The following is a 25,613-nucleotide window of genomic DNA, read 5'->3' as shown; positions in this document are numbered from 1 at the left end:
ATACAGATGAAAAAAGGGACGTCTTCAGCAGACGTCCCTTTTCTATTTCCGGAAATACTTTCGAAATTATTTAACGAGCGCATCGATCGCCGCGTGTACCGAGGCAAAGGGAAATCCGCCGATCACCGCGTCCATCTGGGCTTTGATGGCATCGTTCTGCAAGTTGCCGATGCTGCCTTCGTGGGTATGGCGGATGTCTGTATCCGGTTCGAACTTGCCGCTTTCGATGTCGAGCCCAACCTGTTTATACGCTTCGCGGAACGGCGTGCCCTCCAGCACGAGGCGGTTCACGACTTCCACGCTGAACAGGTAACGGTATTTTTCGTCTTTGAGGATATCTTCCTTGATGCGGATGTTTTCCAGCATGAGGCGGCTCATCCGCAGGCAGCTGCGCAGCGTTTCGAACGCGGGGAACAGATTTTCCTTCAGCAGCTGCAGATCGCGGTGGTAACCAGACGGCAGGTTTACCGTCATCATGGCGATCTCATTGGGCAGCGCCTGCAATTTGTTGCAATGCGAGCGGATGAGCTCCCAAACGTCGGGGTTCTTTTTGTGGGGCATGATAGACGAACCGGTCGTCAGCTCATCGGGGAAACCGATGAACCCGAAGTTCTGGTTCATGAACAGCGTAGCGTCCATGGCCATGCGCGACACGGTAGCGGCGATGCCGGCCAGCGCGAAGGCTACCAGTTTCTCCGTTTTTCCGCGGCCCATCTGTGCGTACACCACATTGTGGTTGAGCGCCTCGAAGCCCAGGAGCCTCGTGGTCATCGTACGGTTTAGCGGGAACGAGGAGCCGTAGCCAGCCGCCGAGCCCAGGGGGTTCTTGTTCACCACCCGGTAAGCGCCCTGCAGCATGATCAGGTCGTCTACCAGACTTTCCGCATACGCGCCGAACCACAGCCCGAACGAACTGGGCATCGCGATCTGGAGATGGGTGTACCCGGGCAACAGGGAGCCTTTATACTGCTCGCTCTGCTTTTGCAGCAGGTCGAAAAGTTCTTTCGTTTCGCCGACGATCGTTTCCAGTTCATGGCGGAGGAACAGCTTGAGGTCTACCAGTACCTGGTCGTTGCGGGACCGGCCACTGTGGATCTTCTTGCCGGATTCGCCCACGCGGCGGGTGAGCAGCAGCTCCACCTGCGAGTGGATGTCTTCCACCCCGTCTTCCAGCACAAAATTCCCTTCGGCGATTTCGCGGTAGATATTTTTCAGTTCCTTTTGCAGCACGGCCAGGTCTTCCGCGGGCAGCAGCCCTACAGATTCCAGCATGGCGATGTGCGCCAGCGAGCCGAGCACGTCGAAGGGCGCGAGGTAGGCGTCCATTTCGCGGTCGCGGCCTACGGTGAACTGTTCTACCGCCGCGAGGGAGGCTTTATCTTTCTGCCAAAGTTTCATCGTCAATCAGTTTAAAAATCATATTTGCCGAAAATCCGCTGGCGGACGTCCGGCCATTCTTCGCGGAGCATGCTGAAATACACGGAATTGCGCAGATGGCCCGTCCAGGTGACCATATGGTGCCGCAAAATCCCTTCCTGCTTGCAACCGATGCCCAGCATGGCGTTGCGGGATTTTTCGTTGCGCTCGTCCGTTTTCAGTTCTATCCGGTTCAGCTGCCAGACTTCGAATGCGTGTTGCAGCATGGCGAATTTCATGGCGCGGTTGAGGCCAGTGCGCTGAAAATCGGGATGGATCCAGGTGTAGCCGATCTCGGCGCGCTTGTGCTGGCTCGAAATCGCCGCGTAGCGGGTGCTGCCTGCGATCCGGCCGTTTTGCTTGTCGACGATCGTAAACGGGACAGACTCTCCGCGGTCCCTTTCGGCCAAAGCCGTCTGGATGTAGCGCTCCAGTTCTGCGCGGTCGCGGATGGCCGTGGAGCCAACGGCCCACATCTCCGGTTCGAGCGACACTTCCAGCAGACTGTCGACATCCCCCATTTCCAGCGGACGAAGCAGTACACGTTTATTTTCGAGGATGAGCTGTTTCATAGCCACTAATTTACGCCATTCACGACAGACAGCAGGCGGATGTAGGTATCGATGCCCTGGCGGATCTCGTCGAGGTAAATGAATTCATCAGCCGAATGCGAGCGCGCACTGTCGCCCGGGCCCACTTTCACCGAGGTAGCCGGTATCAGCGCCTGGTCAGACGTGGTGGGCGAGCCATACAGCTGTTTTCCCAGGCCAATGCCTGCCTGCACGAGCGGATGCTCTTTCGGGATAAAGGAAGGCCGCATGCGCATGGAGCGCGGCTTTACGTCGCATTTCACGTTCGCGCGGACGGTCTCCAGCATTTCTTCCAGGGTGTACTGGTCGGTAGCGCGGCAATCCACCACAAACGAGCATTCCGCCGGCACCACGTTGTGCGCCTTGTTGGAAGTATGGATCACGGTCACGCTCATTTTTACCGGCCCCAGCGTTTCGCTCACGTTGGGGAAGCGGTAATTGCGGAACCAGTTGATATCGTCGATCGCATGATACACGGCATTGTCTCCCTCGTCGCGGGCGGCGTGGCCGGCTTTGCCGTGCGCCACGCAATCCAGCACCATCAAGCCTTTTTCGGCGATGGCGAGGTCGGTTTTCGTGGGCTCGCCCACGATGGCGAAGTCGATTTCCGGCAACAGGGGCAATACGCTTTCGATGCCGTTAACGCCGCTTATTTCTTCTTCCGCCGTGGCGGCGATGGCGATATTGTAAGGGAGATTTTCCGTTTCGTAAAAATGCAGGAACGCCGCGATGAGGCTCACCAGGCAGCCGCCGGCGTCGTTGGAACCGAGGCCGAAAAGCTTGCCGTCTTCCACGGTGGGCGCGAACGGATCGCGGGTATATTGCGGGTTGGGCTTAACGGTGTCGTGATGGGAATTGAGGAGGATGGTGGGCTTCGCCGGATCGAAATGCTTATTGAGCGCCCATACATTGTTGAGATGACGGTGGTGCTTTACCCCGTGATCTTCCATGAAGCCCGCCAGGATAGCGGCGGTGCCGTCTTCCTCTTTGGAAAAGGAAGGCGTGGCGATGAGCGTTTTCAGTAGCTGAACGGCGTCTTCATAGCGTTGTTGATTCCACATATAGTCAGCATATTAAGGTACCGGCCACGGCGTCGGAGGTGTTGCGGCGCAGATCGTCCGCATGGCCGATCAGCACTTCTTTCACCCCGTTCCCGATGGCCGCGAAGGCGTTCTCCAGTTTGGGGAGAATGCCGTCAGACAGTGCGCCGGCGGCCAGTAGCTCGCGGTACACGTCCTGGTTGATCAGGTTGATCACCGAATCATCGTCGTTCGCATCGCGCAGCACGCCTTTCTTCTCGAAACAGAAAACCAGGCGAACGTCGTAATGCGAAGCGAGGGCCACGGCCACCGAAGAGGCGATGGTATCGGCGTTGGTATTGAGGATTTGTCCTTTCCCGTCGTGCGTGAGCGGAGACAGTACCGGTGTGAGGCCCGCGTCCAGCAAGAGTTGCAGCGGAGCGGTCTGCACGGTGCCGGCGGGAATGTCTCCCACGAAACCATAATCGACGTCTTTGACCGGGCGCTTCACTGCGGGGATGATGTTGGCATCCGCGCCGGTGAGGCCGATGGCGTTGGCGCCGGCGGCCTGCAGTTTGGCGACGATCTGTTTGTTGACGAGGCCGCCATAGACCATCGTTACCACGTCTACCGTTTCGGCGTCGGTGATCCTTCTGCCGTTGAGGTATTTCGATTCGATGCCCAGCTTGTCCCCGATCCGGGTAGCGATTTTTCCGCCGCCGTGGATGAGGACCTTTCTGCCGGGAACTTTAGCGAAATCGGCGAGGAACGTATCGAGGAGGGCGGGATTGTCGATGACATTCCCGCCCACTTTCACGACGAATACTTTTTCTTTTGCAGCCATCAGCGGTTTTTTAGGATTTCACTGATCACGGCCTGCGCGGCCCAGGTGCGGTTGCCCGCTTCGGGGATCACGATCGACTGCGGCCCGTCGAGCACTTCGTCGGCGATCACCACGTTGCGGCGAACGGGCAGGCAGTGCATGACTTTGGCGTTGCTGGTATTTTTGAGCGTCTCGTTGGTCACCATCCAGGCGGGATCGGAGTTGAGGATCTTGCCGTAGTCGGTGTAAGACGACCAGTTCTTCACATACACGAAATCAGCCCCTTCCATCGCTTCCTGTTGGTTGTGATAAATTTTCGCGTTGCCGGAAAATTTCGGGTCGAGCTCGTAGCCTTCGGGATGTGCGATGGAGAAATCCACTTCGTCCCAGGCGTTCATCCACTGCGCGAAGGAGTTGGGAACGGCCTGCGGGAGCGGTTTTACGTGGGGCGCCCATGTCATCACCACTTTCGGCTTGCGCGGCTGGTTCCACTGTTCGCGGATGGTGATGGCGTCTGTGAGGCTCTGCAGCGGGTGCAGGGTGGCGCTTTCCAGGCTGATCACCGGTTTGCCGGCGTATTTGATGAACTGGTTGATATATTTTTCCGTATAGTCTTCTTCCTTGTTCTTCAGTCCGGGGAAGGTGCGGATGGACAGGATATCGAAATACTGGCCCATCACGGCGGCGGCTTCTTTCACGTGTTCGGTGGTATTGCCGTTCATGACAACGCCGTCGTTCATTTCCAGCGCCCAACCTTCTTTATCGATATTGAACACGACTACTTCCATGCCCAGGTTCCGCGCGGCTACCTGCGTACTGAGGCGGGTGCGGAGGCTGGGATTGAGAAATATCATGCCGAGGGTTTTATTTTCCCCCAGGCCTTTTTCTTTGAAAGGATTTTTCTTGTAATCCAGCGCGATATCCACCATTTGTGGCACGCCAGGCACATCCTCCACGGAAATAAACTGTTTCATTACGCGTGTACCGGTTTTAAAGCTTGTTTGAATGCGGTTAAGAACTGATCGGCCTGGTCTTTCGTCAGCGCCAGCGAAGGCAGCAGGCGGATGACGTTCGGCTTGGCTTCGCCGGTGAAGATCCTGTATTTGAAGAGCAGTTCTTTTCTTACATGCGCCAGTTCTTCCGGCAGTTCGATCCCGATCATCAGGCCCTTGCCCCTCACTTCCTTCACTTCGGGGAATTTCCGCAGTTCGTCCATGAGGTAATTGCCCACATTTTCCGCGTTGGCGATGAGGTGGTCCTTTTCGATCACTTCCAGCACCGCGAGCGCCGCCGCGCATGCCAGGTGGTTACCGCCGAAAGTGGTGCCCAGCATGCCGTAGCTCGGCTGGAATTTGGGGGCGATGATGATGCCGCCGATGGGGAAACCGTTGCCCATGCCTTTGGCCATGGTATAGATGTCCGCATTCACGCCGGCATGGTCGTGACTGAAGAATTTACCGCTCCGGCCATATCCGCACTGCACGGAATCCGCGATGAACACGGCGTTGTGCTGATCGCACAGGCTGCGGATCTTCTGCAGGAAAGCTGCCGACGCCACGTTGATGCCACCCACGCCCTGGATGCCTTCGATGATCACGGAAGACACTTCATATTTATCGAAAGCAGCTTCCAGCGCAGCGAGATCTTCCCAGGGAAGGAACACGACATTGTCGGTCTCGTTCACCGGCGCCACGATCTTCGGATTGTCGGTAGCCGCCACGGCGAGCGATGTCCGCCCGTGGAAAGCTTTTTTGAAAGCGATGATCTTCTTTTTACCGTTGTAGAAAGACGCGAGTTTCAGCGCGTTCTCATTCGCTTCCGCACCGGAATTCACGAGGAACAGCTGGTAGTCTTCTTTCCCCGACACCTTGCCCAGCTTTTCCGCCAGCTGCTGTTGCAGGGGGATGTGGATGGAGTTGGAATAGAAACCTACTTTGTTCAGCTGGTCGGTCAGCCGCTGCACGTAATGCGGGTGGGTGTGACCGATGGAGATCACCGCGTGGCCGCCGTAGAGGTCGAGGTATTGGTTGCCCTGGTCATCCCAGACATGCGAGCCTTCCGCTTTGGTGATGGTGATATCGTTAACCGGATATACGTCGAATAACTTCATTTTGTAATCGTTTGACTTTTCAGTTGACAAATGGAGCCTGGTGGCCCCAATTTGCAGCTAAGGTGTTTAGAATACGATGGATTTCAGTTTGAGGCCGGCCGTTTCTTCGAGGCCGAGCATCAGGTTCATATTCTGGACCGCTTGCCCTGAGGCGCCTTTCACCAGGTTGTCTTCGATGGAATGGATGACGAGTTTGCCGTCTTGTTTTTCCAGCTGTACGAGCACTTTATTGGTGTTGACAACCTGCTTGAGGTCGATTTGTTTGCGGCTGACGTGGGTGAAGGGGTGGCCTTCGTAATACGCTTCATACAGGGCGTAGGCTTCGTCGAGCGAAAGGTTGCAGTCCAGGTAGGAAGTGATCCAGATGCCGCGCGGGAAATCCCCGCGAACGGGCACGAAGTGGACACCTCCGCCGAAAGCAGGCTGTATGGCCTGCAGGGTTCGTCGGATTTCCTTCAGGTGCTGGTGCTGCAATACTTTATACGTAGAGATGTTGTTGGCCCTCCAGGTGAAGTGCGACGTGGCCTGGAGGCTCTGGCCGGCGCCGGTGGAGCCGGTGATGCCGGTGGTGTGCACTTCGGTGAGGAGCCCTGCTTTCGCCAGGGGCAGCAATCCGAGCTGGATGGCCGTGGCGAAGCAACCGGGATTGGCGATGTTGGAGGCGGAACGGATGGCGTCGCGGTTCGCTTCGGGCAGGCCGTACACGAATTCGCGGCCTTTTACGGATTCTCCCAGCCTGAAATCCTGGCTGAGGTCTACCACCTTCACGGATGCGGCGATATCGTTGGCTTCGAGGAATTTTTTGGATTCTCCGTGGCCGAGGCAAAGGAAGATCACGTCCACGGAGTTATCGATCTCTCCGGTAAACAGCAGGTCTGTTTCGCCGAGGAGGTCGCCGTGAACGGCATGGAGCGGATTGCCCGCGTTGGAGCGGGAATGAACGAATGCCAGTTCCACATCGGGGTGGTTGAGCAGCAGCCGGATGGCTTCGCCGCCAGTGTATCCCGCCCCGCCGATAATGCCTGCCTTTCTCGTTTTCATGCCTTTTATTTTTTGTTGGATTCGTTAACCTGGTTCCAGATCATGGTCTGGTTACCGAAAATCTTGCTGAAGCCTCTCACGTCTTCGCCGCTCCATCCGCTGTTCATTTCACCATACTTGCCGAATTTGCTGCTCATGAGATCGTACGGCGATTCGATGCCCGTTACCTGGAAACGGTACGGCATCAATGTTACGAACACTTTACCGGTCACGTTTTCCTGGCTGTGCTGGAGGTACGCTTCGATGTCGCGCATAACGGGGTCGAGGATCTGGCCTTCGTGCATCCAGTTGCCGTAGAAAGTAGCCAGCTGGTCTTTCCAGGTGAGCTGCCATTTCGAGAGCACGTGCTTTTCCAGGGCGTGGTGCGCTTTGAGGATCACCATGGGCGCGGCGGCTTCGAAGCCTACGCGGCCTTTGATGCCGATGATGGTATCGCCCACGTGAATGTCGCGGCCGATGGCGAAACCGCCGGCCAGGCTTTGCAGGTATACGATCGCGGCTGTCGGGTGATCGAATTTTTTATCGTTAACACCGGTCAGTTCGCCTTTCTCGAAAGTCAGTTGTACCTGCTCGGGATCGTTTTTAGTGAGTTGTGTGGGCCAGGCTTCTTCCGGCAGCATGCCGTTGGAGGTCAGCGTTTCCTTACCGCCCACGGATGTACCCCAGATACCTTTGTTGATGGAGTACATCGCTTTGGTGAAGTTCATTTCCACGCCTTTGGACTGGAGATAGGAAATTTCTTCTTCGCGGGAGAGTTTCAGGTCGCGGATGGGGGTGATGATTTCCACACCGGGGATCATGATGTGGAAGATCATATCGAACCGTACCTGGTCGTTGCCCGCGCCGGTGGAACCATGTGCCACGGCGTCTGCGCCTACTTCCTTCACGTATTCGGCGATGGCGAGGGCCTGGCTCATCCGCTCTGCGCTCACGCTGAGGGGGTAGGTGTTGTTTTTGAGAACGTTACCAAATACGAGGTAGCGGATCACTTTATCGTAATAAGAGCGAACCGCATCTACGGCCTTGTGACTTTTCACACCCAGACTGTAGGCGCGTTTCTCGATCTCCTGCAGTTCTTCCGCAGTAAAACCGCCCGTATTCACGATCACGGAATGTACTTCATAACCCTTTTCTTCGGTCAGGTATTTCACGCAGTACGATGTATCCAATCCTCCGCTGAAACCCAGTACAACTTTTCTCATGGTAATTTTTTGCTTGTATTTGGTAATTCGTAAATAGTTTCTAATTGGATCAGAGCCAGCTGAAAAGGAAGAACCTTTTCCGGGAAGCTCCGGCGCCTCCGCTGCCCGATTTCCGGGCTGCCTTCAGCAAGATGTATTTTTTATACCGCATCCACCGCTCGAACAGGGAAAAGTTTCCTTTAAATTTCCGTTTCCGGGATGGCGGCTCCACGGCTACGGCCGCTGCTTTGACGGCAGGCTGGGCCTGTTGGGCGGCCAGCAGTTTGGCGGCCCGCTCTTCGATCTCCTTCGCTTTCTCTACCGGGTCGTACAGCATGGCGGTGCACAGGCAGTTTTTCCGGTTTTTGGACATGAGCACTTCGTAGTTCACGCAGCTGCGGCAGCCTTTCCAGAACTCCTCGTCGTCGGTGAGCTCGGAATAGGTAACGGGCTCGTAGCCCAGGTCGGAGTTGATCTTCATTACGGCGAGGCCGGTGGTGAGCCCGAAGATCTTGGCGTCGGGGTATTTCTTTCTCGACAGTTCGAAGATCTTTTCCTTGATGGCTTTGGCCACGCCATGACCGCGGAATGCGGGGTTTACGATCAGGCCGGAATTGGCGACGAACTTCTCGTGCCCCCAGGCCTCGATGTAGCAAAACCCGACCCATTCACCCGATGCGGTGAGCGCGATAACGGCCTTTCCTTCGTCCATTTTCAGCTGCACGTATTCCGGGGAACGCTTGGCAATGCCGGTCCCACGCGCTTTAGCAGAAGCCTCCATCTCGTCGGTGATGGTATTAGCATAATGCTTATCGTCGGCAGTAGCTGCCCGAACGATGATATCTTTGTTTTCCAACTTTTTACAATTGAAAATTGTGATGCAATAAATTGATTGGAGGTTCCCATTGCCGGGATGGGCCCATGACAGGTGCCATGGATGGGTTATACGACCGGGGTGTGGCCGCTATCAAATACGAGGTCGTCGGGAAAGATATCTAAAGACAGGAAACCCAATAGCATAAACACCCTCTTCGAGAGACGGGTGAAAAGCGAGTACGTTGGTATGGGTCGCGGTATATTCCAACTTCAGTTCGACGTTAAATTGTGATAAAAAAGTGTCTTTAGTTTTAAAGTATCTGCAAAGTTATAACATATTTACATATGCAACCGATTTTTTTTGACATTGACGAAAGAAGGGAAACCCAGGCCCAGCCTGAGTTTCCCTTCCATTCCGATCGTCCGGCCCGGCCGGATTAATAGACTTCCAGTTCCGACACGGACACACGCGTATCCTTCGGGTCTGCCGGCTCCAGGGCAACGAACTTAATATACTTGCAAGTGACTGGAGATGAAAGTTTTATGTATTGAGGGATCGGATTATTCAAAACATTGGCAAATGTACCTTCCACCGCGGGTTTCCCCCACTCCTTTCCGTCTTTGCTGACATACAGCGCATATTTGTACACGATGCCGCCATGGGTATTCGGCGTGTAGGAGAAGGCTTTCACCTCCTGCTCCCTGCCCAGGTCTATCACCAGTTCTGCCGGATAGGCGTTCTCCTTGGTGGTCCAGGCACGGCGGGAAGCGTCGATCGCCGCATCGGCGCCGGGCGTTACGGCTTTAAATCCGGCGGGCGCGATCCCGAAAACGGCGTCGATCACCGTGCTTCCTTCCTTCCCATTGTTCACGAACGCTTTGGCAGACACGGTGCCGGCTCCCGGCATGGAAAACGGCTGTTCGTATTTAGGCGATGCCGTTGTGGGTACGGAACCATCGAGCGTGTAATGGATCACGGGGTCGGGGGATTGCGTTTTGATGCTCACCATCCCGCTTCTATCGCGGCTCACTTCCGGATCGGCGATCAGTTCGGGCGCGCGGAACAGCGCAACTTCGCTGATCACCGGGCTCGCCTTGGCGTCGAGGATGGAAATGCGGATGGATTTGGCGGTAGTCAGCGGCAGGCGCAGGATGCGCTTGTAGCCGATGGTCGTTTCCCGCGCGATCTCTTTCCATTCCTTCCCTTGCAGCACGCTCACGGAAAACGCCCGTACGCGTTGGCCCAGGGGGATGAATTCCTGCACGGAAACGCGGTTGAACGTCACCGGGTTGGCGTAGCTGAGGGTAATATCCCCGGTGGTTTTGCCATCGGCTGCGGCCCAATAGGTATTGTAGTTCCCGTCTGCCAGGTAAACCGCGCTGATCATGGTATTGCCCTGGCGGGTGTTGGTGGCGGCGATGCGGGCCTTGCGGGCCAGGTTCTCCCTGAAATCGGCGTCCAGCGCGCGGCGCAGCTCCATCAGGCGGGTAGAGTCATTGGCATGGATGCGCCCGCGGCGGTCTACCGGGATATTGAGCAGCAGGTTGGCATTGCGGCCAACGGAACCATAGTAAATGTCGAGCAGATGGGGCAGCGTTTTCACCTGGCCATCGGTAGCGGCGCTATAGAACCATCCCGGGCGGATAGACACGTCGGCTTCACCGGGTACCCAGTGCGTGCCGTCTTCCTGCCCTTTATTCAGCGTTTCGGTGATGCCGCCCATGCCGGGTTTGAAATCGGCGCGGTTGAGCGTGCTCCAGTTGGTAACGCCGGCATATCCGCTTTCGTTCCCGATCCAGCGGCAGCCGGGGCCGGCGTCGCTGAAGAAGATCACGTTGGGGTGGATGTTGGTAACGGTGGATTCGAACAGGTTCCAGTCGTACACCTGTTTTTTGCCGTTGGGGCCTTCGCCGTTGGCGCCGTCGAACCACTGTTCGAACACGTCTCCATATTTAGTATGTACTTCCTTCAGCTGGTTGGCGAACACCTGGTTATATTCCGGGGTCCCGTAGGCCGGATGGTTGCGGTCCCACGGCGAAAGGTACACTCCGAAGAGCAGGCCGTATTCGCGGCAGGCGGCGGAAAGTTCCGCCAGCACGTCGCCCTTCCCGTTTTTCCAGGCGCTTTCGCGCACGGTGTGCTTGCTGAATTCGCTGGGCCAGAGGCAGAACCCGTCGTGGTGCTTGGCTGTGATGATGATGCCTTTCATTCCCGCCAGTTTCGCCGTGCGGGCCCACTGGCGCGCGTCCAGCTCGGTGGGATTGAAGACTTTGGGGTCTTCGTCCCCATGCCCCCATTCCTTGTCAGTAAAGGTGTTCGGGCCGAAATGGATGAACATGTAATATTCGAGCTGCTGCCATTTCACCTGTGCAGCCGAAGGCAAAGCCCCCACCGGTTTGATTTCCGGCTGCGCCCACGCTTTGCTCCCGGCCAGCAGGAGTGCGAGAAGTATCGTTTTTTTCATAATTCGGGTTTGTAGACGTGATATCCCTCAAAATAAGTATCCGGCGCGCATTTCGCGAACATTGTCAATATCATGAAAAAGAATGAGAAAATACTATGGGAACAGCCTTCCGGATTTGCCGTCCATCACACGAATGTCACAATTTTCCTATCCGGTGGAAAGTGTTTTGCCTGAAAACGCTACATTGTATCCCGTTACTCTTTATTTATTACAATCGAGCTGATATGAACAAGCCATTGCATCGCAGAAAATTTCTCCGCAACACCGTGGCCGCAGGAGTGGGCCTGGGTTTGATGAATACGCCGGCACGCATTTTCGCCGGGATCAAGAAAGAAAAAGTAAGACTGGGCGTGATCGGCGTGGGCGCCCGCGGGATCGAGCACCTGAAGCTGTGCCTCAAGCGCAGTGACGTAGACGTGGTTGCCGTTGCCGACCCGGACAACGATTTCGCCATGCCGCTGGTCCGCAAGGAAATCCAGGCCGCGTACGGCGCCAAGCGCAAGGTAGCGGAATACACGAATGGGCCGCACGACTATAAAAACCTCCTCAAGCGCGGCGACATCGACGCCGTGATCATCGCCACGCCCTGGGAATGGCATACCATCCAGGCCGTAGCCGCCATGCGCGCGGGCGTTACGCCGGCCGTGGAAGTTTGCGGTGCGGCGGATATCCAGGAGTGCTGGGAGCTGGTGAACACTTCCGAATCTACCGGCATCCCGGTGTTCGGCATGGAAAACGTGAATTACCGCCGCGATGTGCTGGCCGTGCTGAACATGGTACGCCAGGGCCTTTTCGGTGAACTGGTGCACCTCCAGGGTGGCTACCAGCACGATCTCCGCGCCGTGAAGTTCAACGACGGCAAGCAGTATTACGGCGGCGGCGTGGAATTCGGGGAGAAGGGCCTTTCGGAAGCGAAATGGCGCACCAACCACAGCGTGCACCGCAACGGCGATCTGTACCCCACGCACGGGCTGGGGCCGGTGAACAACATGATCAACACCAACCGCGGCAACAGGCTGCTGTCGCTCACGAGCGTAGCCACCAAATCGCGCGGGCTCCACAAATATATCGTAGACCATCCGCAGGGCGGGCCCAATCACCCGAACGCCAAAGTGGAATTCAAGCTGGGCGATATCGTGAGCACGCTCATCAAGACCAATAACGGCGAAACCATCCTGCTGTCCCACGACACGAACCTCCCCCGCCCCTATTCGCTGAACTTCCGCGTACAGGGAACGAACGGGCTGTGGATGGACGATTTCGACAGCATCCACATCGAAGGAACGAGCAAGCCGCACAGCTGGGAAAAGGCCGGCAGCGAGAAAGATCCGGAGAGCTACATGGGCAAATACGACCACCCGCTGTGGAAGCGCTATGGTAACGACGCTTCCGGCGCGGGACATGGCGGTATGGACTGGTTCGTCATCAATTCCTTCATCGAATCGATCAAGCGCGGAACGGATTACCAGATGGACGTGTACGACCTGGCTACCTGGTATGCGATCACCCCGCTGAGCGAGCAGAGCGTGTTGGAGGGAGGGAGCGTTCAATACATCCCCGACTTTACGCGTGGCAAGTGGATCAACCGCAAACCGAACTTCGCGCTGAACGGAGAGTACTGATCCGTAACAGCTAACATATTGAAAGACAGCCCCGGCACATTTTGCCGGGGCTTTTTCATTTCCGGCGAAATGCCGCTTTAACGATGTTTTATTAACGATAAGCCCTTCATTTTGACGGACGAAACGTCAAATACCCTATCCCTCGTTTGCGCGCCGGCCCTCTTCAGCCATCAAATCCGCCGCTTCAGTCAATTCATCCCGCAACTCGCATCCGCCGCAAATTCCCGTAGGCGGGGCGGGGATTACATTTACAAATCAATCTGACCCTGAAGGATAAATATCAGCCAATACGAAAGGACCATGCACCCTAATCATGCAATCACACAAGCTATACACGGGTAAACGATTCATCGCTTCAATCAAAACAAACGCAAATGAGAAAAAAGCTCAAAGGCATCCTATCACTCTTATGCCTGTTACTTCCGCTTGTCATGCAAGCACAAAATCAAACCGTTAAGGGGAGGGTCACGGATGTGGCCGGAAATCCGTTACCGGGCGCCAGCGTGGTAGCGCAGAAAGGCCGCCAGGGCGCGGTTACCAATGCCGAAGGCCGGTTCGAACTGGACGTGGCCGCCGGTACCAAACTCACCATCAATTTTACCGGTTTCAAATCTGTCACCGTTGCCGCCAATCCTGCCGAACCGTTGCAGGTGGTACTGGAAGACGACATCGCCAAGCTCGACGAAGTGATCGTGACGGGCCTGGCTACCACGGTTAAAAGGAGGAATGCGGCCAACTCCGTGTCTACCGTTTCCGCCAAGGAGCTGACCGGCGCGGCGCCTGCGCAGACTTTCGACGCGGCGCTCAGCGGGAAGATCAGCGGCGCCAACATCGTGGCTAACTCCGGCGCACCGGGCGGCGGCCTTTCCTTTAAACTGCGCGGTGCATCCTCTATTTATGGAACGATCCAGCCGCTGTTCGTGATCGACGGCGTTGTGGTGTCTAACCGCGCCAGCTCTACCGGCCTCAACGCCGTAACATTGGCTTCTCCGGGCGGCAGCGCCACGTCAACACAAGACAACTCCACATCCCGTATCGCAGATATCAACCCCGCGGATATCGAAAATGTGGAGATCCTCAAAGGCGCTTCCGCTTCCGCGATCTATGGTTCGCAGGCCTCCGCCGGTGTGGTGATCATCACCACCAAGCGCGGCCGCGCCGGTAAAACCCGGTTCGCATTCAACCAGGATATCGGCCAATCGTCGGCCATCAAACTGCTGGGCACCGACCTCGAGCTGTCTGACGCAGACCTCACGGCCCGCCGCTGGAACATCAACCGCTGGAGGACCGCCGAAGCGAACGGCCGTTTGTACGATTATGAGAAGGAAGTGTTCGGGAACAAGGGTTTCCTCCGCAACACCAACCTGAGCGTAAGCGGCGGTAATGAAAAAACGCAGTTCCATATTTCGGGCGGTATGCGGAAAGAAGATGGTATCGTCGACAACACCGGCTATTCCAACAACAGCATCCGTTTCAACATCAACCACCGCGTTTCCGACCGGTTGAAATTCAGCCTTTCCAGCTCTTACATGAACACGGCAGCCGACCGCGGCCTGTTCAATAACGACAACAACGGCATTACCGTTGGCGGCGGCCTCACCAGCGCGATCCCTTACCGGGAGCTGCACGCAGACGCACAGGGCAACTTCCCCGACCCCGGGGTCCCCAACTTCCTGCAGACCATCGCGCACATGAAGAACAATGAAAAGGTGAACCGTACCATCAACGGACTGAACGCAGAAGCACTGCTCCAGCAATCGCAATCGTCGGTAACGCGCTTCATCGGCCGCGCCGGGGTGGATTTCTACAATACCAAAACCTCCCTGCTTTTCCCCGCGATCCTCAACATCGAAGGCGAAACCGGCGGCAGGAACATCCAGGGAAATATTTTTGACATCAACACCAGCTGGGCCGGCTTCCTCGTGAACACCTTCACGCCGGGCGCAGGCAAAAGCATCTTTACCACCACGCTCGGTATTACGCACGAATACGGCAATTACGACCAGCTCATCAGTTTGGCGCAAAGGCTCATCGGCTCGCAAACCGGCCAGGGACAAGCCGCACAGGTGCGCGCCCAGCAAACACGGCAATCGTACCGGAACGATGGCTTTTTCTTCCAGGAAGAATTTGCCTTCAACGAATTCCTGAACGTAACGGCCGGCCTGCGTCTCGACAAATCGACCAACAACGGTGACCACAAGAAATACAACCTGTACCCCAAAGCCAACGTGTCCTGGAATATCACGCGGATGGCCGATTGGAACAGTTCCATTCTTTCCGACCTGAAGCTGCGCGTGGCTTATGGCGAGAGCAGCGGCTTCCCCACTTTCAACAGCCGCTTTACCCTCATGCCCGGCAGCAACATCGGCGGGCTTCCCGGCACCAGCACCAGCCTCACGCTCGGCAACCCCGACATCAATTCCGAACGGCAGACGGAGCTGGAAGGCGGTGTAGACATCGCACTGTTTAACGGCAGGCTCACTTTCGAGGGAACTTTCTATAACAAAGTCATCAAAGACCTGCTGGTAGCGGCCGACTGGCCTTCTTCCACCGGCTTTGCCACCAAATGGATCAACGGCGGATCGCTGCGCAACCGCGGCATCGAGCTTTCCGTGCGCGCCACGCCGGTGAGCGTGCGCGCCATCCGCTGGTCTACCGGCGCGAACTTCTGGCTCAACCGCTCCAAAGTGCTGACGCTGGACGTGCCCACCTTCGACCAGGGCGACGGCTTCGGCAATACCTACGGCACTTACTACATCGAGAAAGGCAAACCGGTAACGCAGATCAAGATCAACAACGCAGACGGCCAGCTGTCTTCTGTCGGCAATTCCGAGCCCGACTTCCAGGCGAACTGGACGAACGAAGTGACTTTCCTGCAGAACTTCACCTTCCGCGCGCTGTTGCATTACAAGAAAGGCGGCGACAACATCAACCTGACACGCCTGCTGAGAGATGGCAGCCGTATGTCGAAAGATTGGGATGAGCTGAACGAGAAAGGCGTGCGGAAAGGTCTTGCCCGCCAGGATGACGTAACGCAGTACATCGAAGACGGCACTTACCTCCGCCTCCGCGAGATCGCGCTGTTTTACCGTGTGCCGTTGAAATGGAAAGGCATCGAGCACCTGCAGATCGGCGCTTCGGCCAACAACGTTTTGACCATCAGCGACTACAGCGGTTATGACCCTGAGGTGTCCAACTTCGGTACCACTTTCGGGACCGGCATCGACGTGGCGCCTTATCCGCCGTCCAAGCGTTTCCAGTTACACCTTGCCGTTAATTTTTAATTCAAAAGCTGAAAATGAAGATGAAACAGAATAGCCTTTACATATCTATCATCGCAGCCGGTCTGGCATTCAGCGCATGCAAGAACGAAGCGATCCCCAACCCTAACGCGCCTACGATGGAGGAGATCACCAAGAACCCCACGATCGGCGAATTGAACAACCTGGTGACCGGCGTGGAAGCATCGATGCGGAGCCGGATGGGTTTGTATATCGACATTACCGGGTCTATCGGCCGGGAGTTCTTCCGTTATTCAACGACAGACCCGCGGCTTTCGGGCTCCATGCTCGGCAAAGGATCGCTCGTGATCAGCGGCGCCGACTTCCTCGCCAGCACGCCCTGGACCATGCGGTACAACACCATCAAAACCTGCAACCTGTTGATGACAGGCGTAAAGAATTCCAAAGCCCTCACCCGCGACCAGCAGCGCAACGGATACAACGCTTACGCTAAAACCATCATGGCCCACCAGCTGTTGATGGTATTGAACCTCAGCTATGACAATGGGCTCAGGCTGGAGGTGACCGACCCCAACAATCCCGGCCCCAAAGTTAACCGCGCGCAAGCCCTGGAAGGCATCGCCAAACTGCTGGACGACGCCAACACACTGCTGAACAGCGCTGAATTCGAGTTTGAGCTTTCGTCGGGATTTGAAGGTTTCGACGATGTGGCCGGCTTCCGCAAGTTCAACCGCGCGCTTGCCGCCCGGGTGGCTGTTTACCGCGAACAATGGGGCGCCGCGCTCACGGCCCTCACCGCCAGCTTCATCGACCAGACGGCCGGCGCCAATCTGAACACCGGGCCTAAACACCTTTATTCTTCCGCCAGCGGCGACGAGGAAAACGATGTGTTCATCAATAACATGTCTGACGCCAACATCCGGCTCATCCACCCGAGCTTCGCGCTGGACCTGGAAGCGGGAGACGACCGGATCAACAAAGCCAGTGCGCCGCGCGCCACACCGCTTTCGGTAGACGATCTTCCTGAAAGCCCCCGCGATTTCCCCATCAGCGCGTCTCTCGAATCGCCCTTCCCCATCATCCGGAACGAAGAGCTGATCCTTATCTACGCAGAAGCGGCAGCGCAAAGCAACCAACTCGCCAACGCCGCAGATGCGCTCAACATCATCCGCACGCGACACGGCCTGACCGCCCGCCTCGACCTGGACACCAAAGACAAAGTGATCAACGAAATGCTGAAGCAACGCCGCTATTCCCTTTGGGGAGAAGGCCACCGCTGGATCGACATGCGCCGGTACAACAGGCTGGCACAGCTGCCGATCGACCGGCCCGACGATAATGTATGGAAAGAGCTTCCGCTGCCGGAAGCAGAAGCCAACCGCTGATCCTGAAAATATTAACGATTAACACAGAAGGCTGCCCCCGTGCAGCCTTCTGCCATAACCCCAGTCAAACACATCTCTCATGAAGCATCTACTACTACGGATCCTCCCGTTGGTGCTGCTGCTGTTCGGCAGCCTCACGGAAACACATGCTGCAGCGCCTACGCTGCCATCCACCAATGTTGTCTGGAACGGCATTGAAGGGAATTATCTGAACTTCTACTGGACGCGTGGCGACGGCGCGCGGCGCATCGTCATCGCCCGGGCGGGCCAGCCCGTGTCTGCCCGTCCGCAAGACGGAAAAACGTACACCGCCGATGCCGCTTTCGGGCAGGGAGAGGCCATCAAACCCGGTGAATACGTGATCGGCGACGGTAATATCAACCAGATCAGCCTGACAGGGCTGACATCCGGTGTGGAATACTACATCGCCGTGTTCGAATATAACGGTACCGGCACTACGACCGAATACCTGAATTCCGGCTTCCTTACCGGCAGCAAAGCCACCATGGCGCCTCCCACACAGCAGGCCTCCACACTTACCTTCACCAACCTGACAGGCAGCAAGGCTACTTTCAACTGGACGAACGGGAACGGCTACGGCCGGATCATCGTGGTAAGGGAAGGCAGTGCGGTGGACGCGACCCCGGATGAATTCAAATTCTACAATCCCAATTACACCTTCGGTAACGGGCACCAGGTAGGCACCGGGAACTACGTGGTGTACAACTGGTATGGTTCACAGCAGACCCAGACCATTTACGGGTTCAAGAACAACACCACCTATCATGTGGCCATTTACGAGTATAATGGTTTCAATGCGCCCGCATATACAAGGCCCGCCGCCACGGGGTCTTTCAAAACGCCGTCGGAACCCACACAGCCACCTACCAACCTGTATTCCGACAGTCACGACACCAAACAGTTCCGCCTGCTGTTCCCTGCGGGGAACGGTAGCAAACGCCTCGTCATCGGCCGCAAAGGCGCTGCGGTAACCACCGTTCCGCAGGATGGCGTTACCTATACGGCCAACGCCGTGTTCGGCCAGGGCTCGAAGCTCGGGACGGACGAATTCGTTGTGTATGCCGGAACAGACTGGCTGGGAACGGTGACCGGCCTGGAACCGGGCACCATGTACCATTTCCGCGCCTTCGAATATGAAGACGCCAGCACGCCCGATTACCTCACATCCGCGTTCAGCGAAGGTTCCACTAAAACGCTCACTACGCCTACAACCGGCCCTACCGCCATTTCGGCCGATGATATCCGCGCTTTTCAGCTCACCCTCAAATGGACGAAGGGTGATGGCGCCAACCGCCTTCTCATCGCGAAAGCGAACTCGCCTGTGGATATTACCCCAGACGAGTTTCAGGCTTATGCCGCCAATCCCAGCTTCGGGTACGGCCAACAGATCGGGAACGGCAACTACGTGATGAGCTGGGGCGCGTACACGCAGACCACGGTATACCAACTGCAGGCAGGCGTCACCTATCACTTCGCCCTGTACGAAGCGAATGGCACCGTGAACCCCATGTACCTTAAGCCCGCAGCCACATTCAGCGCCACTACCCAGGCAAAACCGACGACGCACCCCTCCGGCCTTCAGATCGACAGCCGCGCCATCAGCTCCCTGCGCGTTTACTGCAACATGGGGAACGGAACGAAATTGCTGGTGATCGGGAAGAAGGGCTCCCCCGTTACGGCAGTCCCCGTCGACAAAAAAGTATACCGGCCCAGCTGGAAATGGGCAGACGGCGAAGAGATCGCTCCCGGTGAGTTCGTCATTCATGCAGACACCTGGAACGCTCCCACCGTCAACACCCTGGAACCCAATACCACCTATCATTTCCGCGTGATCAACTATAACGAGATCAACGGGGAACCTTTCTATTACACCGCCGATCCCATGACCGACGGCAGCGGCACTACCATCGATTACGCCCGCCCGCAAGCGAGCAACCTCACCTTCACCGACATCGCACATACCACCATGAAACTGAACTTCACCGTAGGTGGTGGAGCGCGGAGGCTCGTGGTTTACAAGATCGGTGCACCGGTGGATGCGAACCCGCAGGATGGAACCGGCTACGGCACCGGAAGCTCCCTCGGCAACGGGAATTTCGTATTGGGATATACTTCGAACGGCGAGTTCACGGCCACCGGCCTCACGGCTGGTACCAACTATCATTTCGCCGTGTACGAAATGCTGCCGAACCTCTATTATTACACGACACCGCCGCTGCGGGGATCGGCCACCACAACCGGGACTACGCAGACCATCACCTTCCCCGATCTTCCCACACTGACATACGGCGATGCCGACTTCGACCCGCAGGCCACCGCCAGCTCGAACCTGCCCGTATCGTATGAATTCAGTACCGCCGGATACGCGGAAGTCGTTAACGGGAAAGTCCACATCCTCAAAGCCGGAACCATCACCATCACGGCAAAACAGGACGGAGACGCCACCTATGCACCGGCCACGCCCGTGAGCAAAACCCTCCGCATCGGCAGCGCGCCGCTGACCATCCGGGCAGATAACCAGTCTATCGATTTCAACGCCGCCATTCCGGCGCTTACCGCTACCTACACCGGATTCGTGCTGGGTGAAACGAGCGCGGTACTGCAAACCCAGCCAAAACTGGGCACCACCGCCAAAACCGGCGACGCACCGGGCGATTATACCATCAGCATCTCCGGCGCCCAGGCCGCGAATTACGCCATCACCCATATCCCCGGCATCCTTACCATCAAGCCGCCGCCGCGCAAGCCGCAAACCATTACCTTCCCGGCTCTCGCCGCGCTTCGCTACGGCATGGTGCCAGTTGCCCTCCGCGCAACCGCCAGCTCGCAATTGCAGGTATTCTACCAAAGCGATAACACCGGTGTAGCGCAGATCGTGAACGGGGAATTGCAGATCAAGGGCACGGGCACGGCACGGATCACCGCCAACTGTCCCGGCGACCAGACCTGGGAAGACGCGCCGCCGGTATCCATCACCGTTACCGTCAACAAAGCCGACCTGGCTATCCTCGCTGAAAATAAAACAATGACGCAGGGGCAGGCCGTTCCCGCCTTCACGGCGAAATACATCGGCCTGGTGTATGGCGAACAGCCCACGGTGCTGACAACGCCCGCCGTATTGGCCTCCACAGCCGGCAACACCCCCGCTCCCGGCACGTACGATATTACCGTTACCGGCGCCACATCGCCGAACTATGCGATTACCATGACCAAAGGCACGCTGCTCGTGCAGCCGCGCCCCAAACAATCGCAAACGATCACCTTCACGCCCATCGCCGATAAAACTTATGGCGATGCGAACATCCTGCTGGACGGCACTTCCAGCTCCCAGCTCCCCGTCACCTACCGGACAACCACCCCTGCCGTTATTTCCATTACCAACGGGCAGGTCACCATCCTCGGTTCCGGCAATGCTGTGATCATCGCCAGCCAGGCCGGAGACAACGACTTCGATCCTGCGCTGGACGTGAGCCGCACTTTCGTGGTGCGCCGCGCTACACTGGAAGTGAAGGCAGACGATAAATCCAAAGTGGAAGGCGCCACCAATCCCGCGCTCACCGTGACTTACACCGGATTCGTAAAAAATGAAACGGTGAACGTCCTCACGCAAAGGGCCACGCCCACCACTGCGGTTACCACCAGCACGCCGGCCGGCAGCTACCCCATTTTCCCGGGAAGCGCAGCAGCCGCCAACTACACCATGCAGTACGTAAACGGTACGCTCACGGTAACGGCTAAACCGAAACAAACGCAAAACATCACCTTCCCGCTGATCACCGCCAAAACGTACGGCGACGCAGACTTTGCGGCGGGAGCTACCGCCTCCTCGCAACTCGCGGTACGCCTCGTTTCGCTCACGCCTGCGGTGGCCAGCATCGTGAACGGACAGGTACACATCCTCAAAGCCGGCACGGCCACCATCCGCGCGGAACAGGACGGCAATAACGACTACCTGCCCGCAACAGCGGTAACCCGGTCGGTCGTGGTCGCCAAGGCAACCATCACCGCCAGCCCGCAGAACGCCAGCAAGGTATACCTCGATCCCATGCCCGCTATCGATATCCGGTATACAGGTTTCGTGAAGGGGGAAAACGCAGGCGTAATCCTGACCGCGCCGATCGTCAACACTCCGGCCAACCAGCAATCGCCCGCGGGCGTTTACCGCATCCGGTTGACGGGTGGCACGGCTGAAAATTACCAGTTCAGCTACACCGAAGCCAATCTTACCATCACGCGGCGCGCACAGCAGCTCCAGTTTACCGCACCTGCCAATAAAGTGTACGGCAACGCCAATTTCGCGCTGACCGCCGCCGCCACTTCCAATCTGCCCGTTCGTTTTGTAAGCGAAACGCCGGATATCGTAGCAATTACCGGCGCAACGGTCCGCATCCTCAAAGCAGGGACCGCGCGGATCAGGGCAGAGCAGCCCGGCGACAACAACTGGGAAGCCGCTACACCGGCCATTCACAGCTTCGCCATCGCCAAAGCTTCGCTGACCGTCACCGCCGAGGATAAGACGAAAGTCCAGGGCACCGACAATCCGCCACTGACCGTTCGTTACACCGGTTTCGTGAATGGTGACAACGCCAGCGATCTGCAAACCGCGCCCATCGTTTCCACTACCGCCGACCGCAACTCCACGCCCGGCAACTACCCGATCACCGCGACCGGCGCAGCTTCCGGCAATTATACGCTGACCTACGTTCCAGGCACGCTGACCGTTACGCCGCGCTCACGGACGCAAACCATCACCTTCCCGAACCTCGCGCCGAAAACCTACGGCGACGGCGACTTCGCGGCGGGTGCCAGCGCGTCTTCGAACCTGGCCGTGACGTATACCAGCGGCAATCCGAACGTGGCCACCATCATCAATGGCCAGCTCCACATCGTAGGCGCAGGCACCGCCGTGATCACGGCGCGCCAGGCCGGCAACAACGAATGGCTGCCCGCAACGCCCGTTACCCGGACGCTCACGGTAGCCAAAGCGCCATTGACGATCAGGGCCGCCGACAAAACCAGGAAGTTGGCGCCGCCAACCCGGCCCTCAACGCGACTTACATCGGGTTTGTATTGAACGAAGGCCCCTCCGCGCTCACGGCTCCCGTGATCCTGCGGACGGCCGCCACGGAATACAGCCGCGCAGGAAGCTATCCCATCACCATCACCACCGGCATCGACCGTAACTACAACATCACTACCGTGGCCGGTGTGCTCAGGGTGACGGAAAAACCGAAAGACATCGTGAAAGCCTGGGCCAGCAGCCGCAACACGCTGCAGGTAAACGTTACAGTCATGGAAAGACAAAAAGCGAGCATCATGCTCTTCTCCACCTCCGGCCAACGCGTGTATCATGAATACATCAGCCTCGACAACCGGAACAATACTTTCCAACTGAATGTTTCCAACATCCCGACCGGTATGTACATCCTGCAGGTACTGGGAGACAAGATCAAGCTGACCCAAAACGTAGCGATTAACTAAAACAAATAGCCGGGCCCGCGTGGCCCGGCTTCAAAAAGAGATACATGAAAAAGATACACCTGTTCCGCCATTCGATCGCTGCGCTGCTGCTTACCTGCGCCGGCGCCGCCAGCGGACAATCAACGAACAATACCGTCGATATCACCTCATCCGCCGTTCCCTTCCTTCGCATTGCACCGGATGCGCGTTCGACGGGTATGGGCAATATGGGCCTCGCCACCAGTCCGGATGCGAACAGCGGCCTGTGGAACCTCGCCAAAACGCCCTTCGCCGACAGCACGGGATCGCTGGCCGTGAATTACAGCCCATGGCTGCGCGACATCACCGAAAGCGTGTACCTCCTGCATGCCGGCGGGTATTACAAACTGGACGACAAACAGGCCATCTCCGCCAACATCCGCTATTTCAGCCTGGGCAACCTGCCGCTGACAGACCATAACGGCCAGTTGCTGAAAACTTCGTATCCCCGTGAAATGTCGTTCGACGTGGGGTATGCGCGCAAGCTGACCGACCGTTTCGGCATCGGCGTGGCGTTCCGCTACATCAACTCCAGCCTGGTGCGCGGCAACCTGAACGCGGTACGCTACAAAGCCGCCACGGCCGTAGCGGGCGACGTTTCGTTGTTTTATTCCGGGTTGAACGATGCAGGACAGGGTTTTACGGCGGGCCTGGCGTTGAGCAATCTCGGTTCGCGCATTGCTTACCGCGGCGATTCCGACCAGAAGGAGTTCCTTCCCGCGAACCTCGGCCTGGGCGCGGCTTACACCTTCGCCATGCAGGAAGATCATAAACTGATGCTGGGCGCGGAAGTGAATAAACTGATGGTACCGAAGATGACCGACGTGAAGGAATATTATGAAACGGGCGCCATGGAAGCCTGGTTCAAATCTTTCAGCAACAATACCTGGCGCTTTTCGGGCGGCGCGGAATATTCGTTCCGGAATGCGTTCAGCGCAAGGCTGGGTTATGTTTCCGGCAAGAAGCGCGAAGGCAGCGTGCACGAGATCACGGCCGGCATCGGCGGTCGCTACCGCATGGTGGGCATGAACTTGTCGTACCTGGTGCCAACCGGCAACGGCACCAACCGCAACCCGCTGTCCAACACCCTGCGCATCGGCCTCACCGTTGATTTTGCAGCGCCACGTTAATGCGACTTTTATACATAAAAAAGCCGGCCGCGATGTGCAGCCGGCTTTTTTGTTGCCCGGAAGATTTTTATGCCACGGCTTCGGCGGTCAACTGGACTTTGGCGCCGTCTTCGATGGAAGTAATATAGATCTCCGGCGAAACGCCGTAACGCTGGCGGAACTGTTCCTGCACGAAATCGCAGAAATCCCCGACTTTGTCTGTTTGAACGAGGTTGATGGTGCATCCGCCGAAGCCACCGCCCATCATGCGCGCGCCGGCCACTTCGGGGCGTTGCGCGGCCAGCTGGGCCAGGAAATCCAGCTCCGGGCAGGATACTTCGTAGAGTTTGCTCAATCCTTCGTGGGAAGCGAACATGAGCGCGCCGGCTTCTTTCAGCTCGTTGCGTTGTAAATGTGCGCAGGCTTTTTCTACCCGCTCGTTTTCCTGGGTCACGTAGAGGCAGCGGTCGTACACTTTGGCGGGCAGTATATGTTTTTGCTGGATGATCTGTTCCGACGTGAGATCGCGGAGGCTGTTGATGCCGGGGTACACATCCCGCAGGATCTTCACCCCTTCTTCGCACTGCGCGCGGCGAACGTTGTATTCCGAAGATGCGAGGGAATGGTGGACCATCGAGTTCACCAGCACCACTTTCACTTCGTCCGAAAACCGGAAGGGGAAATATTGATAATCGAGGCTGCGGCAATCGAGCAGCATGACGCTGTCTTTACGGCCGTGCAGATTCGCGAACTGGTCCATAATGCCGCATTTCACACCCGGGAAGGTATGTTCCGCCAACTGACCGATGCGGGCCATTTCCATGCGGGAAAGGTTGAAGTTCAGGAGATGGTCGAGCCCTACGGCCAGGCCACCTTCTACAGCGGCGGAGCTGCTCATGCCTGCGCCGATGGGGATATCGCCGGTGATGACGCAATCGAACCCTTTCACATCGTACCCCTGTTGCTGCAAATGGTACACTACGCCTTTGATATAATTGATCCAATCGCCGCCGGGCTCGATGTTTTCGAGGGAGAAAGACTGTGTTTCGCCGTTGAACAGGGCGTGGGCGTTGCAGGTGTCTGTACCGTTCAGTGCAATGGCGTACACGATACGCTTGTCGATGGCGGCGGGCAACACGAACCCTTCGTTATAGTCGGTGTGTTCTCCGATGAGGTTGATCCTTCCGGGGGAGCTGACGATGAGGGGCTCCCGGTTAAAACGCTTGCGGAACTCGGCTGTGGCTGTTGCGATCATTTATAAGGGTAAATTTTAC

17 protein-coding genes are annotated in these 25,613 nt (G+C 57.2%); 6 read left to right on the top strand and 11 right to left on the bottom strand.

Annotated elements, in window-relative coordinates:
• Positions 1-66: 66 nt before the first annotated feature.
• The 10 genes from argH to WJU22_RS10975 form a co-directional block, all read right to left on the bottom strand.
• On the bottom strand, positions 67-1,398 hold the full coding sequence (argH, locus tag WJU22_RS11020) for an argininosuccinate lyase (RefSeq protein WP_341843291.1): 1,332 nt from the start codon (positions 1,396-1,398) through the stop codon (positions 67-69).
• An 11-nt stretch (positions 1,399-1,409) separates the two neighbouring features.
• Positions 1,410-1,988 carry a GNAT family protein gene (locus WJU22_RS11015; RefSeq protein ID WP_341843290.1) on the bottom strand — a complete coding sequence of 193 codons (579 nt, stop codon included), beginning with the start codon at positions 1,986-1,988 and terminating at the stop codon, positions 1,410-1,412.
• A gap of 5 nt (positions 1,989-1,993) precedes the next feature.
• The gene (locus WJU22_RS11010; protein ID WP_341843289.1) at positions 1,994-3,067 is read right to left on the bottom strand and encodes a M20 family metallo-hydrolase; all 1,074 of its coding nucleotides are present in this window, start codon (positions 3,065-3,067) and stop codon (positions 1,994-1,996) included.
• A gap of 4 nt (positions 3,068-3,071) precedes the next feature.
• Positions 3,072-3,869 (bottom strand): acetylglutamate kinase, encoded by a 798-nt coding sequence (gene argB / locus WJU22_RS11005; protein WP_341843288.1) that lies wholly within the window; start codon positions 3,867-3,869, stop codon positions 3,072-3,074.
• The gene (locus tag WJU22_RS11000; protein ID WP_341843287.1) at positions 3,869-4,822 is read right to left on the bottom strand and encodes an acetylornithine carbamoyltransferase; all 954 of its coding nucleotides are present in this window, start codon (positions 4,820-4,822) and stop codon (positions 3,869-3,871) included. The genes argB and WJU22_RS11000 overlap by 1 nt, the downstream gene beginning before the upstream one ends.
• Complete coding sequence (locus WJU22_RS10995) at positions 4,822-5,958, bottom strand: aspartate aminotransferase family protein (protein ID WP_341843286.1); 1,137 nt, start codon at positions 5,956-5,958, stop codon at positions 4,822-4,824. Before WJU22_RS10995 ends, WJU22_RS11000 begins: the two co-directional genes overlap by 1 nt.
• A gap of 66 nt (positions 5,959-6,024) precedes the next feature.
• Positions 6,025-6,999 carry an N-acetyl-gamma-glutamyl-phosphate reductase gene (gene argC, locus WJU22_RS10990; protein WP_341843285.1) on the bottom strand — a complete coding sequence of 325 codons (975 nt, stop codon included), beginning with the start codon at positions 6,997-6,999 and terminating at the stop codon, positions 6,025-6,027.
• Positions 7,000-7,004: 5 nt separating this feature from the next.
• Complete coding sequence (locus WJU22_RS10985) at positions 7,005-8,201, bottom strand: argininosuccinate synthase (protein WP_341843284.1); 1,197 nt, start codon at positions 8,199-8,201, stop codon at positions 7,005-7,007.
• Positions 8,202-8,250: 49 nt separating this feature from the next.
• Positions 8,251-9,036 (bottom strand): GNAT family N-acetyltransferase, encoded by a 786-nt coding sequence (locus tag WJU22_RS10980; RefSeq protein ID WP_341843283.1) that lies wholly within the window; start codon positions 9,034-9,036, stop codon positions 8,251-8,253.
• Between the two features lie 397 nt (positions 9,037-9,433).
• Entirely contained in the window at positions 9,434-11,461 is a 2,028-nt protein-coding gene (locus WJU22_RS10975) for an alpha-L-fucosidase (RefSeq protein WP_341843282.1), read from the bottom strand.
• Between the two features lie 224 nt (positions 11,462-11,685).
• Between WJU22_RS10975 and WJU22_RS10970 the strand changes: the two genes are divergently transcribed.
• The 6 genes from WJU22_RS10970 to porV all read left to right on the top strand — a co-directional run bounded on the left by WJU22_RS10970 (position 11,686) and on the right by porV (position 24,360).
• Positions 11,686-13,083 carry a Gfo/Idh/MocA family protein gene (locus tag WJU22_RS10970; protein ID WP_341843281.1) on the top strand — a complete coding sequence of 466 codons (1,398 nt, stop codon included), beginning with the start codon at positions 11,686-11,688 and terminating at the stop codon, positions 13,081-13,083.
• A 431-nt stretch (positions 13,084-13,514) separates the two neighbouring features.
• Complete coding sequence (locus tag WJU22_RS10965) at positions 13,515-16,367, top strand: SusC/RagA family TonB-linked outer membrane protein (protein WP_341843280.1); 2,853 nt, start codon at positions 13,515-13,517, stop codon at positions 16,365-16,367.
• Positions 16,368-16,381: 14 nt separating this feature from the next.
• A complete protein-coding gene (locus WJU22_RS10960; RefSeq protein ID WP_341843279.1) occupies positions 16,382-17,710 on the top strand; it encodes a RagB/SusD family nutrient uptake outer membrane protein in 1,329 nt (442 codons plus the stop codon).
• 79 nt (positions 17,711-17,789) lie between these two features.
• Complete coding sequence (locus WJU22_RS10955) at positions 17,790-22,805, top strand: MBG domain-containing protein (protein ID WP_341843278.1); 5,016 nt, start codon at positions 17,790-17,792, stop codon at positions 22,803-22,805.
• Complete coding sequence (locus tag WJU22_RS10950; protein ID WP_341843277.1) at positions 22,802-23,212, top strand: T9SS type A sorting domain-containing protein; 411 nt, start codon at positions 22,802-22,804, stop codon at positions 23,210-23,212. The genes WJU22_RS10955 and WJU22_RS10950 overlap by 4 nt, the downstream gene beginning before the upstream one ends.
• A 44-nt stretch (positions 23,213-23,256) precedes the next feature.
• The gene (gene porV / locus WJU22_RS10945; protein WP_341843276.1) at positions 23,257-24,360 is read left to right on the top strand and encodes a type IX secretion system outer membrane channel protein PorV; all 1,104 of its coding nucleotides are present in this window, start codon (positions 23,257-23,259) and stop codon (positions 24,358-24,360) included.
• A gap of 67 nt (positions 24,361-24,427) precedes the next feature.
• Here the strand turns inward: porV and galK are convergent, their stop codons facing one another.
• Positions 24,428-25,594 (bottom strand): galactokinase, encoded by a 1,167-nt coding sequence (gene galK / locus WJU22_RS10940; RefSeq protein WP_341843275.1) that lies wholly within the window; start codon positions 25,592-25,594, stop codon positions 24,428-24,430.
• Between the last annotated feature and the right edge of the window lie 19 nt (positions 25,595-25,613).

This window comes from Chitinophaga caseinilytica (genome assembly GCF_038396765.1).
Lineage (GTDB): Bacteria > Bacteroidota > Bacteroidia > Chitinophagales > Chitinophagaceae > Chitinophaga > Chitinophaga caseinilytica.
Note: the sequence above shows the minus strand (reverse complement) of the source record. Positions and strands in the feature narration are given on the sequence as shown.